This is a genomic window from Micromonospora sp. RTBAU3-60 (assembly GCF_054963695.1).
Map to the genome: position 1 here is coordinate 110,295 of NZ_JBUEGB010000006.1, position 13,095 is coordinate 123,389.

General features: G+C 71.2%; 13 protein-coding genes and 4 tRNA genes. 3 read left to right on the forward strand and 14 right to left on the reverse strand.

All coding sequences use genetic code 11. The annotated features are described in order from the left end of the window. Window positions 1-55: 55 nt before the first annotated feature. The 10 genes from rplK to ACY34I_RS08450 all read right to left on the reverse strand — a co-directional run bounded on the left by rplK (window position 56) and on the right by ACY34I_RS08450 (window position 6,294). Complete coding sequence (rplK, locus tag ACY34I_RS08405) at window positions 56-487, reverse strand: 50S ribosomal protein L11 (RefSeq protein WP_148793450.1); 432 nt, start codon at window positions 485-487, stop codon at window positions 56-58. A 184-nt stretch (window positions 488-671) separates the two neighbouring features. Further along, window positions 672-1,394, reverse strand: a complete 723-nt coding sequence (nusG, locus tag ACY34I_RS08410) for a transcription termination/antitermination protein NusG (RefSeq protein WP_148793449.1) — start codon at window positions 1,392-1,394, stop codon at window positions 672-674. Between the two features lie 35 nt (window positions 1,395-1,429). After that, complete coding sequence (secE, locus tag ACY34I_RS08415; protein WP_148793447.1) at window positions 1,430-1,825, reverse strand: preprotein translocase subunit SecE; 396 nt, start codon at window positions 1,823-1,825, stop codon at window positions 1,430-1,432. A gap of 212 nt (window positions 1,826-2,037) precedes the next feature. Next, window positions 2,038-2,110: transfer RNA gene (locus ACY34I_RS08420), tRNA-Trp, on the reverse strand. A 126-nt stretch (window positions 2,111-2,236) separates the two neighbouring features. Further along, window positions 2,237-2,629 (reverse strand): MaoC family dehydratase, encoded by a 393-nt coding sequence (locus tag ACY34I_RS08425; protein ID WP_148793712.1) that lies wholly within the window; start codon window positions 2,627-2,629, stop codon window positions 2,237-2,239. Window positions 2,630-2,631: 2 nt separating this feature from the next. Further along, complete coding sequence (locus ACY34I_RS08430; protein WP_462754005.1) at window positions 2,632-3,078, reverse strand: FAS1-like dehydratase domain-containing protein; 447 nt, start codon at window positions 3,076-3,078, stop codon at window positions 2,632-2,634. A gap of 123 nt (window positions 3,079-3,201) precedes the next feature. Beyond that, window positions 3,202-3,369: a 50S ribosomal protein L33 gene (rpmG, locus tag ACY34I_RS08435; protein WP_067301359.1), complete on the reverse strand. Its 168-nt coding sequence runs from the start codon at window positions 3,367-3,369 to the stop codon at window positions 3,202-3,204. 130 nt (window positions 3,370-3,499) lie between these two features. Next, window positions 3,500-3,572: transfer RNA gene (locus ACY34I_RS08440), tRNA-Met, on the reverse strand. A 25-nt stretch (window positions 3,573-3,597) separates the two neighbouring features. Next, window positions 3,598-3,670 (reverse strand) — tRNA-Thr (locus ACY34I_RS08445). A 95-nt stretch (window positions 3,671-3,765) separates the two neighbouring features. Then, window positions 3,766-6,294, reverse strand: a complete 2,529-nt coding sequence (locus ACY34I_RS08450) for a putative bifunctional diguanylate cyclase/phosphodiesterase (RefSeq protein WP_462754007.1) — start codon at window positions 6,292-6,294, stop codon at window positions 3,766-3,768. 645 nt (window positions 6,295-6,939) lie between these two features. Between ACY34I_RS08450 and ACY34I_RS08455 the strand changes: the two genes are divergently transcribed. Together ACY34I_RS08455 and ACY34I_RS08460 are read left to right on the forward strand one after the other, a co-directional pair. Then, window positions 6,940-7,269 (forward strand): ArsR/SmtB family transcription factor, encoded by a 330-nt coding sequence (locus ACY34I_RS08455; protein ID WP_462754009.1) that lies wholly within the window; start codon window positions 6,940-6,942, stop codon window positions 7,267-7,269. Further along, the gene (locus ACY34I_RS08460) at window positions 7,269-8,003 is read left to right on the forward strand and encodes a cation efflux transmembrane domain-containing protein (RefSeq protein WP_462754011.1); all 735 of its coding nucleotides are present in this window, start codon (window positions 7,269-7,271) and stop codon (window positions 8,001-8,003) included. Before ACY34I_RS08455 ends, ACY34I_RS08460 begins: the two co-directional genes overlap by 1 nt. 129 nt (window positions 8,004-8,132) lie before the next feature. Here the strand turns inward: ACY34I_RS08460 and ACY34I_RS08465 are convergent. Further along, window positions 8,133-8,216, reverse strand: a tRNA-Tyr gene (locus ACY34I_RS08465). Window positions 8,217-8,365: 149 nt separating this feature from the next. Between ACY34I_RS08465 and ACY34I_RS08470 the strand changes: the two genes are divergently transcribed. Further along, on the forward strand, window positions 8,366-8,860 hold the full coding sequence (locus ACY34I_RS08470; protein WP_148793438.1) for a YajQ family cyclic di-GMP-binding protein: 495 nt from the start codon (window positions 8,366-8,368) through the stop codon (window positions 8,858-8,860). Window positions 8,861-9,147: 287 nt separating this feature from the next. On the opposite strand, the gene ACY34I_RS08475 is transcribed toward ACY34I_RS08470, so the two are convergent. From ACY34I_RS08475 to ACY34I_RS08485, 3 genes are all read right to left on the reverse strand, one after another. After that, a complete protein-coding gene (locus ACY34I_RS08475) occupies window positions 9,148-10,407 on the reverse strand; it encodes an MFS transporter (RefSeq protein ID WP_462754013.1) in 1,260 nt (419 codons plus the stop codon). Between the two features lie 150 nt (window positions 10,408-10,557). After that, window positions 10,558-11,436: a zinc metalloprotease HtpX gene (gene htpX, locus ACY34I_RS08480; RefSeq protein ID WP_148793434.1), complete on the reverse strand. Its 879-nt coding sequence runs from the start codon at window positions 11,434-11,436 to the stop codon at window positions 10,558-10,560. Window positions 11,437-11,587: 151 nt separating this feature from the next. Further along, entirely contained in the window at window positions 11,588-13,051 is a 1,464-nt protein-coding gene (locus ACY34I_RS08485) for an NADH-quinone oxidoreductase subunit N (protein WP_462754015.1), read from the reverse strand. Between the last annotated feature and the right edge of the window lie 44 nt (window positions 13,052-13,095).

Below are 13,095 nucleotides of genomic sequence, written 5' to 3' on the forward strand. Positions count from 1 at the left end.
CGCGACGTCCGCGGGCCCTCCCACGAAACTGATCGGGTGAGGCGCTGAGGCGAGGTCAGTCGGTGACGTTGAGGCCCATCGACCGGGCGGTGCCGGCGATGATCTTCTCGGCCTGGTCGAGGTCGTTGGCGTTGAGGTCCGCCATCTTCTTCTCCGCGATCTCCCGCACCTGGGCGCGGGTCACGCTGCCGACCTTCTCCTTGTGCGGGACGCCCGAGCCCTTCTGCACGCCGGCGGCCTTGATCAGCAGCCGGGCGGCGGGCGGGGTCTTCAGCACGAAGGTGAAGGTGCGGTCCTCGTAGACGCTGATCTCGGCGGGGACGATGTCGCCCCGCTGCGACTCGGTCTGCGCGTTGTAGGACTTGCAGAACTCCATGATGTTCACGCCGTGCTGGCCGAGCGCGGGGCCGACCGGCGGCGCCGGGGTGGCCTGGCCCGCCGGCAGCTGAAGCGTGAACGTCTTGACGAGCTTCTTCTTCGGAGGCATGTCTCTTCCTGGGACTTGGAACGGGATTCTCACCGGCCGCGGGCGCGCACGGTCAGCGCGGTGCGACAGCGGCGACGTTCTAGGTTAGCGCAGACTTCCGTCGCCCCCGCCGCCGAGGTAGGCGGGACGGCGAAACGACGCACCGGCGGCGGGCCGGAAGCCCACCGCCGGTGCCCGACGTACGTCAGATCTTGGCGACCTGGTTGAAGTTGAGCTCGACCGGGGTCTCCCGGCCGAAGATCGACACCAGCACCTTGAGCTTCTGCTGGTCGGCGTTGATCTCGCTGATCGTCGCCGGCAGCGAGGCGAAGGCGCCGTCGGTGACGGTGACCGAGTCGCCGACCTCGAAATCGAGGACCTTGACCTCGGGCTTGGCCTTCTTCTCCACCGCCTCGACCGCGGGGGCCAGCCACTTGAGCACCTCGTCGAGGCTCAGCGGCGCCGGGCGGTCGGCCCGGTCGGTCGCCCCCACGAAGCCGGTGACCCCGGGGGTGTTGCGGACGCAGGAGTAGGACTCGGCGGTCAGCTCCATCCGGACCAGGATGTAGCCCGGGAAGACCTTCGCCTGCACCTGGGACCGCTTGCCGTTCTTGACCTCGACCTCTTCCCGGGTCGGCACCTCGACCTGGTAGATGTAGTCCTCCATGTCGAGGGACGTGATCCGGGTCTCGAGGTTGGTCTTGACCTTGTTCTCGTAGCCGGCGTACGAGTGCACCACATACCAGTCGCCGGGGGCGTAGCGCAGCTTCTGGCGCAGCTCGGCGACCGGGTCGAACTCCTCGTCCGGCGCGGGCTCGGTGGTCGGGAATTCCGGCGCGCTGGCGGCCTCGACCGACTCATCGTTGGCCGCCGTCGCCACCGGAGACTGCTCGTCCGGGGTCTCGGCGGTCTCGTCGTACTCAGGCACGCTCGCTCACTTCCGTCTGTATCGCTGGTAGCCGGTCAGCTGGGGTTGCCGAAGACCCACAGCACCGCCTTCGCGAAGCCGTAGTCCAGGCCGGCCACGATCGCCAGCATCACCGCGACGAAGGTGACCACCACAGCCGTGTAGGTCAGCAGCTCCTTGCGGGTCGGCCAGATGACCTTACGCAGCTCGGCCACGACCTCGCGGAAGAACCGCGCGATGCGGGCGAAGAGCCCGATCCGCTCGGTGTCCTTCCGGGTCTTGCGGCCCTCGGTCGACTCGGCGCGGGCCCGCTTGCGGGTGGCGGTGCCGCCCCGGGAGACCGGCTCGTCCGCGTCGGTGGCGTCGTCTTCGGCGGTCACGTCGTCGACGACCGCGTCCTCAGGCAGACGCTCGTCGCCGGCGTCCTCGCCGCGCCGCTTGTTCTCGGCCACTTCGCCCTCCGTGCGGGATATCGGGTCGCACGCCGATGGGCGTGCGCGACGTGTGCTCACGCCGGCCGGACCAACCGTCCCGCGACGGGCCGCGGCCGGCGGACCGACCGGGAGGGCCCCGAATGCCTCGGAACCACCCCGCCGGCGCCACCACCACGGGCCGAACGCCGCCCTGCGGCGGCGCGACCCACGGAACGGTCAGGCCTGAGGCGCAGGGGTGACAGGACTTGAACCTGCAGCCTGCGGTTTTGGAGACCGCTGCTCTGCCAATTGAGCTACACCCCTGTGCGGCAACTCACCCCACCCGGACACGCAGTGCCGGGCAGGGGTCACTTGCCCCACGGCGGACCAGTGTACGGGTAGTCGTGCGACTTTCCCAACCGGTCTGCCCCTCGCGCGTCGACAGACTGGTCAGCGGGGCGTCCGGACGGTCGCCCGAGCCTGCGACAGGACCTTCTCCCCCAGGCACGTGGCGGTGACGTCGAGCCTGGTCAGGCCGTCTTCGGTGACCCCCTTGACCACCGCGCTGACCTCGATCTCGGTGCCCTCGTCGGTGTCGGGGACGACCACCGGCCGGGTGAACCGGACACCGAAGTCGACCACCGCGTCCGGCGCGCCGGCCCAGGTGGTGACCGCCCGGCCGACCAGCGCCATGGTGAACATGCCGTGGGCGATCACGCCGGGCAGGCCCACCTTGGTGGCGGTCCGGTCGCTCCAGTGGATCGGGTTGAAGTCGCCCGAGGCGCCCGCGTAGCGGACCAGGTCCGCACGGGTCACCCGGAAAGTCTGGGTGGGCAGTTCCACGGTCACGCCTCCCCGCGTACGACGAGCTTGGACCAGACGGCGACCACCGGCTCACCGGCGGCGGTGCTCACGTCGGTGCGGGTGGTCAGGAAGCCGTGCCCGCCCCGGGTGGTGATCTCCTCGATGATGTTCACGCAGACCAGCTCGTCGCCGGCCACCACCGGCCGGGTGTACGCGAACCGCTGGTCCCCGTGCACGACCCGGCTGTAGTCGACGCCCAGCGCCGGGTCCTCGATGATCTGCTGGCTGGCGGCCATGGTGACCAGCACGGGGAAGGTCGGCGGGGCCACCACGTCGGGGTGGCCGAGCGCCCGGGCGGCCTCCGGGTCGTGGTAGGCCGGATCGGTGGCGCCGATGGCGGTGGCGAACTCGCGGATCTTTTCTCGGCCCACTTGGTAGGGGGCGGTCGGCGGATAGGTCCGGCCGACGAAGGACGGGTCCAGGGACATGCCGCGAACCTACACGGAAAACACGAAAGCCGATCCGCGCGGGCCGGGCGGCTCGGGGCCGCTGGCCGTGCGGATCGGCTTTCGGAGATGCTGCGGGACCGGGCCGGCGGAGCCGGCCGCGGGTCAGCGGGTCTCGCGGTGGATGGTGTGCTTGCCGTCCCGGGGGCAGAACTTCTTCAGCTCGATGCGGTCCGGGTCGTTACGACGGTTCTTGCGCGTGATGTAGTTGCGCTCCTTGCACTCCACACACGCCAAAGTGATCTTCGGCCGGACATCGGTCGCCTTCGCCACGGCGGAGTGCCTTCCTCGCTAACGGGTAACAACTACGGCGCATCAGCCTACGCGCTGACGGCGCGGACACGCAAAGTGGGCGCCTGTGGCGCCCATCCCACCGACCACCGGGTGACCCGGAGGACGAGAGTAGCGGTGGCCGGACTTGAACCGGCGACACAGCGATTATGAGCCGCTTGCTCTGCCATCTGAGCTACACCGCCGTGGCGGGTCCAGCCGGACCCTTTGAGCCCCCTTACGGAATCGAACCGTAGACCTTCTCCTTACCATGGAGACGCTCTGCCGACTGAGCTAAGGGGGCCTGCCCGATCACCCCGTGGGTGTCGCGCAGGGGAAACAGTACACGACCGCGCCCCCGAGGTGAAATCGGATCCCCCATCGCCGCGTTTCCGCAGCTCAGGGCACCACGCGCAGGCGGGGCAGATCGCCGACCGAGATCGCCTCGGGCTCGACCTGGGCACCGAACCAGGCCTCCAGCCGCTCGTAGGGCAGGGGCCGGCTGAACAGGAAGCCCTGGCCGATCTCGCAGCCGATGTCCTGGAGCAGCTCCAGGGTCAGCTCGCTCTCCACCCCCTCGGCCACCACGGCTAGGCCGAACTGCTGAGAGAGCGTCACCACGGCGTTCACGATCGCCAGGTCGCTCGGGTCGGTCGCCATCCCCTGCACGAAGGAGCGGTCGACCTTCACCTCGTGCACCGGCAGCCGGCGCAGTTGGGCCAGGGACGAGTTGCCGGTGCCGAAATCGTCCACCGAGAGCCGGACGCCGAGGTCACGTAGGCGCCGCAGGGTGGGTATCGGGCGTTCGGTGCCGTCCAGCACCCCGGCCTCGGTGATCTCCAGGGTGAGCCGCTGCGGCGGCACACCGTACTCGTCCAGCAGCTCTTGCACCAGGGTGGGGAAATGCTGGTCGGCGAGGGTGCGGGCAGCGAGGTTGACCGACACGGCAAGCGCCCGCTCGCCGTAGCTCCAGTCCCGGCTGCGGCGCAGGCTCTCCCGGAGCACGAACTCGGTGAGCCGGCCCAGCTGCCCGGTGTGCTCGGCCACCGCCACGAAGTCCTCCGGTGCCACCGTGCCGTGGGCCGGATGCTCCCAGCGGGCCAGGCACTCCACCCCGACCAGGCGCCGGTCCCGGAGCGTCACCTTGGGCTGGAAGTAGACCTCCAGGGCGCCGGCGTCCAAGGCGCGACGCAGGTCGCTGGCGAGGCCGAGCCGGCGCAACGAGCGGGACTCCAGCGCCGGGTTGTAGAGCTGCACGCTGCCCGGGACGGACTTCGCCGCCGACGTCGCCAGGTCCACCCGCTGGAGCAGGGTGACCGCGTCGCTGCCGTGGTCCGGATGCACGGCCACCCCGACCGCGGTGTCCACGTCGAGGGTGAGCGCGTCGAAGACCATTTCGTCGCGGATCTGCTCCCGCAACTGCCCGGCCAGTTCCAGCGCCGCCTCGGCGCTCTCCAGCCGCAGGGTCACCAGGAACTCGTCGCCGCCGGCGCGACCGACCAGGGCCGAGGAGGGCACGCAGGCGCGCAGCCGCTCGGCGACCTCGACGAGGACCTTGTCGCCGGCCGCGTGACCGAGCGACTCGTTGACCTGGCGCAGCCGGTCGACGTCGAACAGCAGCAGGGCCACGACCTCGCCGGGTGCCGCGATCTTGACCGCCTCGGCCACCGCCGCGGTGACCCGACGCCGGTTGGCGAGCTTGGTCAGCGCGTCGTGGTTCGCGTCGTGCCGCAGCCGGTCGACCAGGCGGGAGTTTTCCAGGGCGACGGCGGCATGCGCGGCGACCGTCTCGAAGACCGGTATGTCGCTCTGGGTGAAGTGACCCACGTCGCTCAGCCGGTTGACGACCTCAAGCGTGCCGATCACCGCCTGACCCGAACGCAGGGGCACCACGATGACGTCCTTGACCTTGGCGTCGTGTGCGGCCCGGCGGGCCTCCCGCTCCGCATCGAAAGCCCGGCCGACCGCCACCGTGCGGCCTTCCGTTGCCGCCCGCTCCCGCAGCACCGCAGGCGTGTAGACCACGTCGAGCAGGCCCTGGTCGTCGACCCGGGCGGTGAGCAGCAACTCGGGATGCCGACCTTGCGCGGGCAACCAGAGGGTGGCGTACTCGGCCTGCATCAGTGCTCGCACCCGGCCGAGGAGGGCGTCCGCGAGGGTGCCGTCCTGACCGCGCTCGGCGGTGGCGCGGGTCAGGTCGTACATCTGAGCGAGGGTGCGGTGCTGCCGGAAGAACTCCGCGTAGGACCGGTAGACCAGGACGAGCGCCGCCGCCAGCGCCGCGAGCAGCAGCACCGACCACCACGTGGTCCTGATCGCGATCAGGATCATCAGACCCATCGAGGTGTTGATCGCGGCGGTGAGCAACGCCGGCGGGGCGGTGCGGAGCGCGTCTCGCCCGGCCTGCCAGCCCTGCAGGAGGGTGTGCACCCCGACGATGCCGCCAAGGCTGACGACGATCACCGAGGCGACGGCGGTGAACAGGATCATCCATGTGCCAGGCCCCACGCCCCGCATGGGCGGAAGGGCCTGGAGCACGAGCCCGGCCAGGGAGGTGCCGGCGGCCGCCTTGGCGACGTTGAACCAGAACTTTGCCGGCGGGAGGCGATGCCGGGCCTGGGTGACCATCGACGCGACGGTGTAGATCACCACAACCGTCAGCGGCGGCAGCAGGAAGAGCGCCACGACGAGTGGGATCTCGGTCAGGGTCATGCCGAACGACTGGCGCCGGACCACGAAGTTGAGCACCGGAATGCCAACAACGACCATGATGACCAGCAGCGCCGCAGCCAGCGTCCACTTACCGAGCGGCTGCTCCGAGACCAACCCGGTGATCGTGGCGCAGACGACCGCGAGCAGACCGAGTGGTCCGGTGATGAGCCAGGCGTGATCCGTAGATCTCCGTCGCGAGCGTTCACGACCGGCCATGGCACTCCCTACGGGCTACGGACGTACAGGCTCCTTGCCCGTCAGATGTTTCCCCGCGTCAGTCAGTAACCAGTGTCCGCGGGGGCGGAGGTCCAAATGAGATCCGCCTGCACGTGGCGACCGGCAACGTCGTTGAAGAGCCCGAAGTTGAACCCGATCGCTGCGGCGGCGGCGATCGCGAGGACCGAGCCAAGCAGTCGGCCCAACCTTCGACCAGACATGATTACTCCTGTCGGGGGAGTGTCACAGGGGTTAAGGGTTCCACGATCGTGCCACAGGGCGCGCACATAGGAAAGCGCCGGGACCCGGCCCGGCCCCGGGGGGCGGCCAGGTTTCGCCGTTCGGCCCACACCCCACGGCACACCCGGCCAGATCAGAGCCGTCCTGGAGCGGTGGAACCCTTCACCCAGCGCGGATTCCGACCTAAACCGCAAATCGATCATCCGACCCCCGAGGGTCCCGTCCGTAGCCCTCCGGGGCAGACCGAGAACGCCTGGCACCGACCCGCACCGTCGGCCATAGGCCACCATACATGCGTGGAGCCGAAATCCAGACCCCTGACGTCATCTTTCCGTCACCCCCTCACTCCGGCCACGGATGCGTACAGCTAGCGCTTAATACAGCAGGCGCTGTACTGTTGGCGGAGTGGAGACGTTGACGTACGGGCAGGTGCTCGCCCGGTTCGGCCATGCCCTGTCCGACCCCACCCGGGCGCGGTTGCTCCTGGCGCTGCGGGACGCTCCGGGCTATCCGGCGGAGCTGGCCGACCTGCTGGGCACGACCCGCCAGAACCTGTCCAACCACCTGGCCTGCCTGCGGGGCTGCGGCTTGGTCGTGGCCGTGCCCGAGGGGCGGCGGACCCGCTACGAGCTGGCCGACGCGCGACTCGCGCATGCGCTCGGTGACCTGCTGAACCTGGTCCTGGCCGTCGACCCGACGGTATGCGCGGACGCCGATCAGCAGGGCTGCTGCTGATGTCGGCCCCACTGCTCCAGATCCAGCCCGGCGGCCGCTCAGCTCGGAGTGCGCTGCTCGCTCGGCGAGTGCGGCTGCTGGTGGCGGCGACGATCACCTACAACGTGATCGAGGCGGTCGTCGCGATCGCCGCCGGCAAGGCCGCATCCTCCACCGCGCTGATCGGCTTCGGTCTCGACTCGGTCATCGAGGTGTCCTCGGCGGCAGCGGTGGCGTGGCAGTTCGCCGGACGTGACCCCGAGGCGCGGGAGAAGGTCGCACTGCGGATCATCGCGGTGTCGTTCTTCGCGCTCGCCGGGTACGTCACCGTCGAGTCGGTGCGCGCGCTCGCCGGCGGCGGAGAGGCGGAACACTCCACCATGGGTTTGGTCCTGGCCGCCCTGTCGCTGCTCATCATGCCGGTGCTGTCCTACGCGCAGCGGCGGGCCGGTCGTGAGTTGGGTTCCCGGTCGGCCGTGGCCGACTCCAAGCAGACGCTGCTCTGCACCTACCTGTCGGCCGTGCTGCTCGTCGGCCTGGGCCTCAACAGCCTGTTCGGCTGGTCATGGGCCGATCCGCTGGCCGCGCTGGTCATCGCCGCGGTGGCGATCAAGGAGGGGCGAGAGGCATGGCGTGGGGACGCCTGCTGCGCGGTGCCCGTGAGCGGCGCGAGCTCGCTCACTGGTCAGGCTGAGGGCACCGACGCCTGCGGGAGCGAGCCCGGCTGTTCCTGCTGCTCAGGAGAGGCCAAGTGAGCTTCCTGCATGCCCGATCGCGAGCGAGACATGGTCGAAGCGGGCGTTCGTGAAGCGCTGGATCGAGCTGGGCCGGACGAGAACGGCCCCGGAGTGCGTTTCCGCAGCTCACGGGGCCGTTCTCGCACCTGGTGGCGGGTAGAGGATTCGAACCTCTGTAGCTTTCGCGACGGATTTACAGTCCGCTCCCATTGGCCGCTCGGGCAACCCGCCAGGGCGTTGCCACCACGCTATCGCGCGGCAGCGGTTGCAAGGATAGCGGTTGCCCCCCAGGGCGCCGCAACCGGGTACCGTCAGGGGGTCCCACCGCTGGTCAGCGGGGGACGGAACAGGACAGACCGCCGGACAGCAGGAGCATGAGCATGGCAGCGAACCCGTCGTTCGACATCGTGAGCAAGGTCGACCGGCAGGAGGTCGACAACGCCCTCCGCCAGGCGGAGAAGGAGCTCGCGACGCGGTTCGACTTCCGGGGCACCGGGGCGGAGATCTCCTGGTCGGGCGAGGAGGCGATCAGCCTCCAGGCGGAGACCGAGGAGCGGGTCCGGGCCGCCCTGGACGTCTTCAAGGAGAAGCTGGTCAAGCGGAACATCTCGCTCAAGTCGCTGGACGCCGGCGACCCGCGGTCCTCCGGCAAGGTCTTCAAGATCGACGCCAAGGTGATCCAGGGCATCGACTCGGACAAGGCCAAGGCGATCAGCAAGAAGATCCGGGAGGACGGCCCGAAGGGCGTCCAGGCGCAGATCCAGGGCGACCAGCTGCGGGTCACCGGCAAGAAGAAGGACGACCTCCAGGCCGTCATCGCGCTGCTCAAGGGCGAGGACTTCGGGGTCGCCCTTCAGTTCACCAACTACCGCTGAGGATCTCGGCCGGCCCCTTCTGGGGGCCGGCCGAGCCAGCGCCGCACCACATCCCGGACGTCGCGCCTTACGACCCGCGGGGACACCGCGGCCTCGCCGCTGTGGGGCAGGCGGAGGAGAGCCGGACCCGGTCAGCGGGCGAAGATCAGCAGCAGGATCACGGTCACGATGGCGCTGATCAGGATCGAGCCGAGGCAGCCGATCCGGTTCGAGAAGAAGACGAACATGCCGAGGCTGTACCCGTCCGGGGGCCGGTTCGATCCCCGGACGGACCGCGAGGGGGCAGGTCAGGCGACGACCGCGTGTTCGGCGCGTACCGCCGTGGCCTCGGCCCGGGCGATGGGGCCGGCGGGCAGCGCGGCGACGGCGGCCCCGACGGCGACCGCCGCCCCGGCGAAGAGGAAGGCCCAGGGCACGCCGCCGGCGTGGTCGACGATCAGCCCGGCCACCGCTCCCCCGGCCGCGCTCGCGGCCACCGACATGGTGACCACCCAGGTGTACGCCTCGTTCAGCATGCCGGCTGGGGCGATCCGGCCGACCAGGGTGTTCTCCAGGGTCAGCGCCGGGGCGATGGTGGCCCCGCCGAGCACCAGCGCGACGCCGAGCGCCAGCGGGGCCGGCATCACCGCGTACACGGCGAAGCTGGCCGCCACCGCGCCGAGCAGCCAGGCGAACTGGCGGGTCATGTTGGCGGCCGGTCGGCGTACTCCGAACCAGAAGCCGCCGACGGCGCTGCCGATCCCCCAGACGGCGAGCAGCACGCCGGCCAGGCTCTCCGGGTCGTCGGCCGCGGCCTGCCCGGCGAAGGCCGGGACGATCACGCCGGCGGCGCCGAACGCGATGCCGAGGCTGGCGACGCAGAGCAGCAGGGCCGGGAAGCCCCCGACCCGCAGCGGGCCGAGGCCCTTCGCCTGGTGCTCGCGCGGGTGCGGGCGCCAGCCCCGCATCACCCGGCCGAGCGCGACGGCGGTGGTCCCGACCAGGGTGACCACGGCGGACCCGACCAGCGCGGCGGCGGCGTCGGCGGCCAGTACGAACCCGGCCACCAGCAGCGGGCCGAGCACGAAGACGACCTCGAAGAGCGAGGTCTCCGCGGCGAGCGCGGTGTTGCGCAGGTGGGCGCGGCCGGTGGTGGGGGCGGTGAGGTCGTTCCAGGCGCCCCGGATGGCGGCGGTCAGCGGCGGGAAGGTGGCCCCGGCGACGCCGGCGGCCAGGTAGATCAGGGCGAGGTTGTCGGCGCCGGACCGGCTGGCCCCGAGCAGGCCGAAGAGGGCGAGCGGGTGGGCGATCGCGGTGACCAGCAGCACCGGGGTGGGACCGACCCGGTCGGCGATCCGCCCGGCGATCGGGCTGAGCGCGGCGCCGGCGAGCGCGTAGATGCCGCCGGCGACCGCGGCGAGGGAGTACCGGTCGGTCACCTCCTCGACCACGAGCAGCAGCGCGAGCGGGGTCATGCCGATCCCGAGGCGGCCGATGATGCCGAGGATCAGCAGCATCGGTGCGCCGGGGATCCGCCAGACGCCCAGGTACTGGCGCAGGGCGGCCAAGGAAGCACCTCCGGGGGAGACAGGTAACGGGCGAGAAGCCCCTTTGACCCTAACGCCGCAGCTCGCCGTGGGAATGGTCGGTTCGCTCACACGTCCGGACACGGCTCCGCCCGCGTCCCGGGCTCGGGACGCGGGCGGAGACGAGCGCGGTCAGCGCTGGAACTGCACCGGGCCGGCGTTGCGGGCCATCTGCTCCAGGCGGGCCACCCGCTGCTCCATCGGCGGGTGGGTGGCGAACATGGCGGCGATGCCGCCACCCCGCTTGAACGGGTTGTCGATCATCAGGTGGGCGGTGCTGGTGAGCTGGCCCTGCGGCGGCAGCGGGCGCATCTGCGTACCCATGTGAATCTTCCGCAGGGCGCTGGCCAGGGCCAGCGGGTCCCGGCTCAGCTCGGCGCCCGACTGGTCGGCCTGGAACTCACGGCTCCGGCTGATCGCCAGCTGGATCAGGGTGGCCGCGATCGGGCCGAGGATCAGGGTGAGCAGCAGAACCGCCGGGTTCGGGCCGTCCTCGTCGTCCGAGGAGCCCAGCGGGATGAACCAGGCGATGTTGGCCAGCATGGTGATGATGCCGGCCAGACCGGCCGCCACGCTGGAGATCAGGATGTCCCGGTTGTAGACGTGGGACAGCTCGTGCCCGATCACGCCGCGCAGCTCGCGGTAGTCGAGGATCTCCACGATCCCCTGGGTGACGCAGACCGCCGCGTTCTGCGGGTTGCGCCCGGTCGCGAACGCGTTGGGCTGGGCGGTGGGGCTCACGTACAGGCGGGGCATCGGCTGGCCCGCCTGGGTGGACAGCTCGCGGACCATCCGGTACAGCTCGGGGAACTGTGCCTCGCTGACCGGTTGCGCCCCCATCGAGCGCAGTGCGAGCTTGTCGGAGTAGAAGTAGGTCACGCCGTTCATCAGCAACGACACGACGACGGCGATGACGAGGCCACCGCTCCCGCCGAACCAGTAGCCGACCGCGAGGATCAGCGAGGTCAACAGGCCGAGCAGCGCTGCGGTCTTCAGACGGTTGTGATGCACGATCGCTCCTTCGGTGCGCGGATCCGTGCGGGATCCGCCGACCGGTTCAACACCACCGGTACCCGTCAACCATCCCGCCCATGACTGAGAGTTGGCTGAGGATTTCTGTGTGGCCGCTGTGCCGATTGGGCACCGAGGGACAAACCGCCGCTCAGCGCCCGGCCAGGTCCAGCACCAACTGCGGGGCGAAGCCCACCACCACGGCGAGGGCGGTGGCCACCCCGAGGGCCGCGACCACCAGCCGGGCGGGCCGGGCGGTGGCCGGGCCGGGCGCCGCGTAGAGAGTGGCTATCAGGCGCAGGTAGTAGGCCAGGCCGAGCACCGCGTTCAGGGCCACCACCAGGGCGAGCCAACCGGCGTGCCCGGCCAGCAGGGCCCGGACCACGGTCACCTTGGCGAACAGGCCGGCCAGGCCCGGTGGCAGGCCAGCCAACCCGACCAGCGCGAGCGCGAACGCCCCGCCCACCCACGGGTGGCGGCGGGCCGACCCGCGCAGGTCGGCCAGGGTGCCGCCGTCGCCGTCCGCCGGGCGCAGCGCCACCACCGCGGCGAAGGCGGCCAACTCCAGCAGCACGAAGAAGACCAGGTACGCGACGGCCGCCGCGTACGCCGCCGCGCGGGCGTCGGCGGTGCGGCCGGCGGCCAGCGCCAACGCGCCCAGCGGGGCGAGGACGTAGCCGGCCTGGGCCACCGAGGACCAGGCGAGCAGCCGGACGGTGCGCCGCTGGCGCAGCGCCACCAGGTTGCCCACGGTCATGGTGAGCGCGGCGAGCAGGGCCAGCACCGGCCCGGTGACGGTGGCGGGCAGCGCCCGCTGCACCACCGCGAGCAGGGCCACCACCCCGCCCAGCTTCGAGGCCGTCGACAGGTACGCGGCGACCGGCAGTGGCGCGCCGTCGTACGTGGCCGGGGCCCAGGCGTGGAACGGCACGGCGGCGACCTTGAACGCCAGCCCGGCCACCACCAGCGCCACGGCGACCGTGGTGAGCGGCAGGTCGCGCACGTGGGCGTCGGCAGCGAGGATGGCGCCGAGCCGGTCCAGGTGCAGGGCGCCGGTCACCGCGTAGAGCAGCGCCGCGCCGAGCAGGGTGAGGGTGGTGGCCACCACGCTGACCACGAAGAAGGTCACCGCCGCCTCGGCGCCGGCCAGGCTGCCCCGGCGCAGCCCGACGAGCACATAGAGCGGCAGGGTGAGCGTCTCCAGCGCCACCACCAGGGTGATCAGGTCGCCGGCCGCGCCGAGCAGCACGCCGCCGGTCATCGCGCAGGCGAGCAGGAACGCGTACTCCCCCACCGGGGTGCGGCCAGCCCGCAACAGCGGACCGGACAGCGCCAGCACGCCGAGGGTGAGCAGGGCGACGACCGCCGCGACCAGGGCGGCCCGGCCACCGAAGATGTAGGAGCAGTCGGCGCCGACGCAGAAGGTGCGCCGCTCGTCGCCCGCACCGACTCCGGCCGCGCCGAGCGCGGTGGCCGCCGCGCCGACGGCGGCCACCGCCACGGTGACGCCGGCCCGGGCCACCAGCAGGTCGGCCAGGAGCACGAGTACGGCGGTGCCGGCGGCCAGGTAGGCCGGCAGCAGCGCCACGTGGTCCACGCTCTGCACCAGACTCATCCGGCCTCACCTTTGTTCGCGACCGCGGGGCTCCGCTCCGCCGC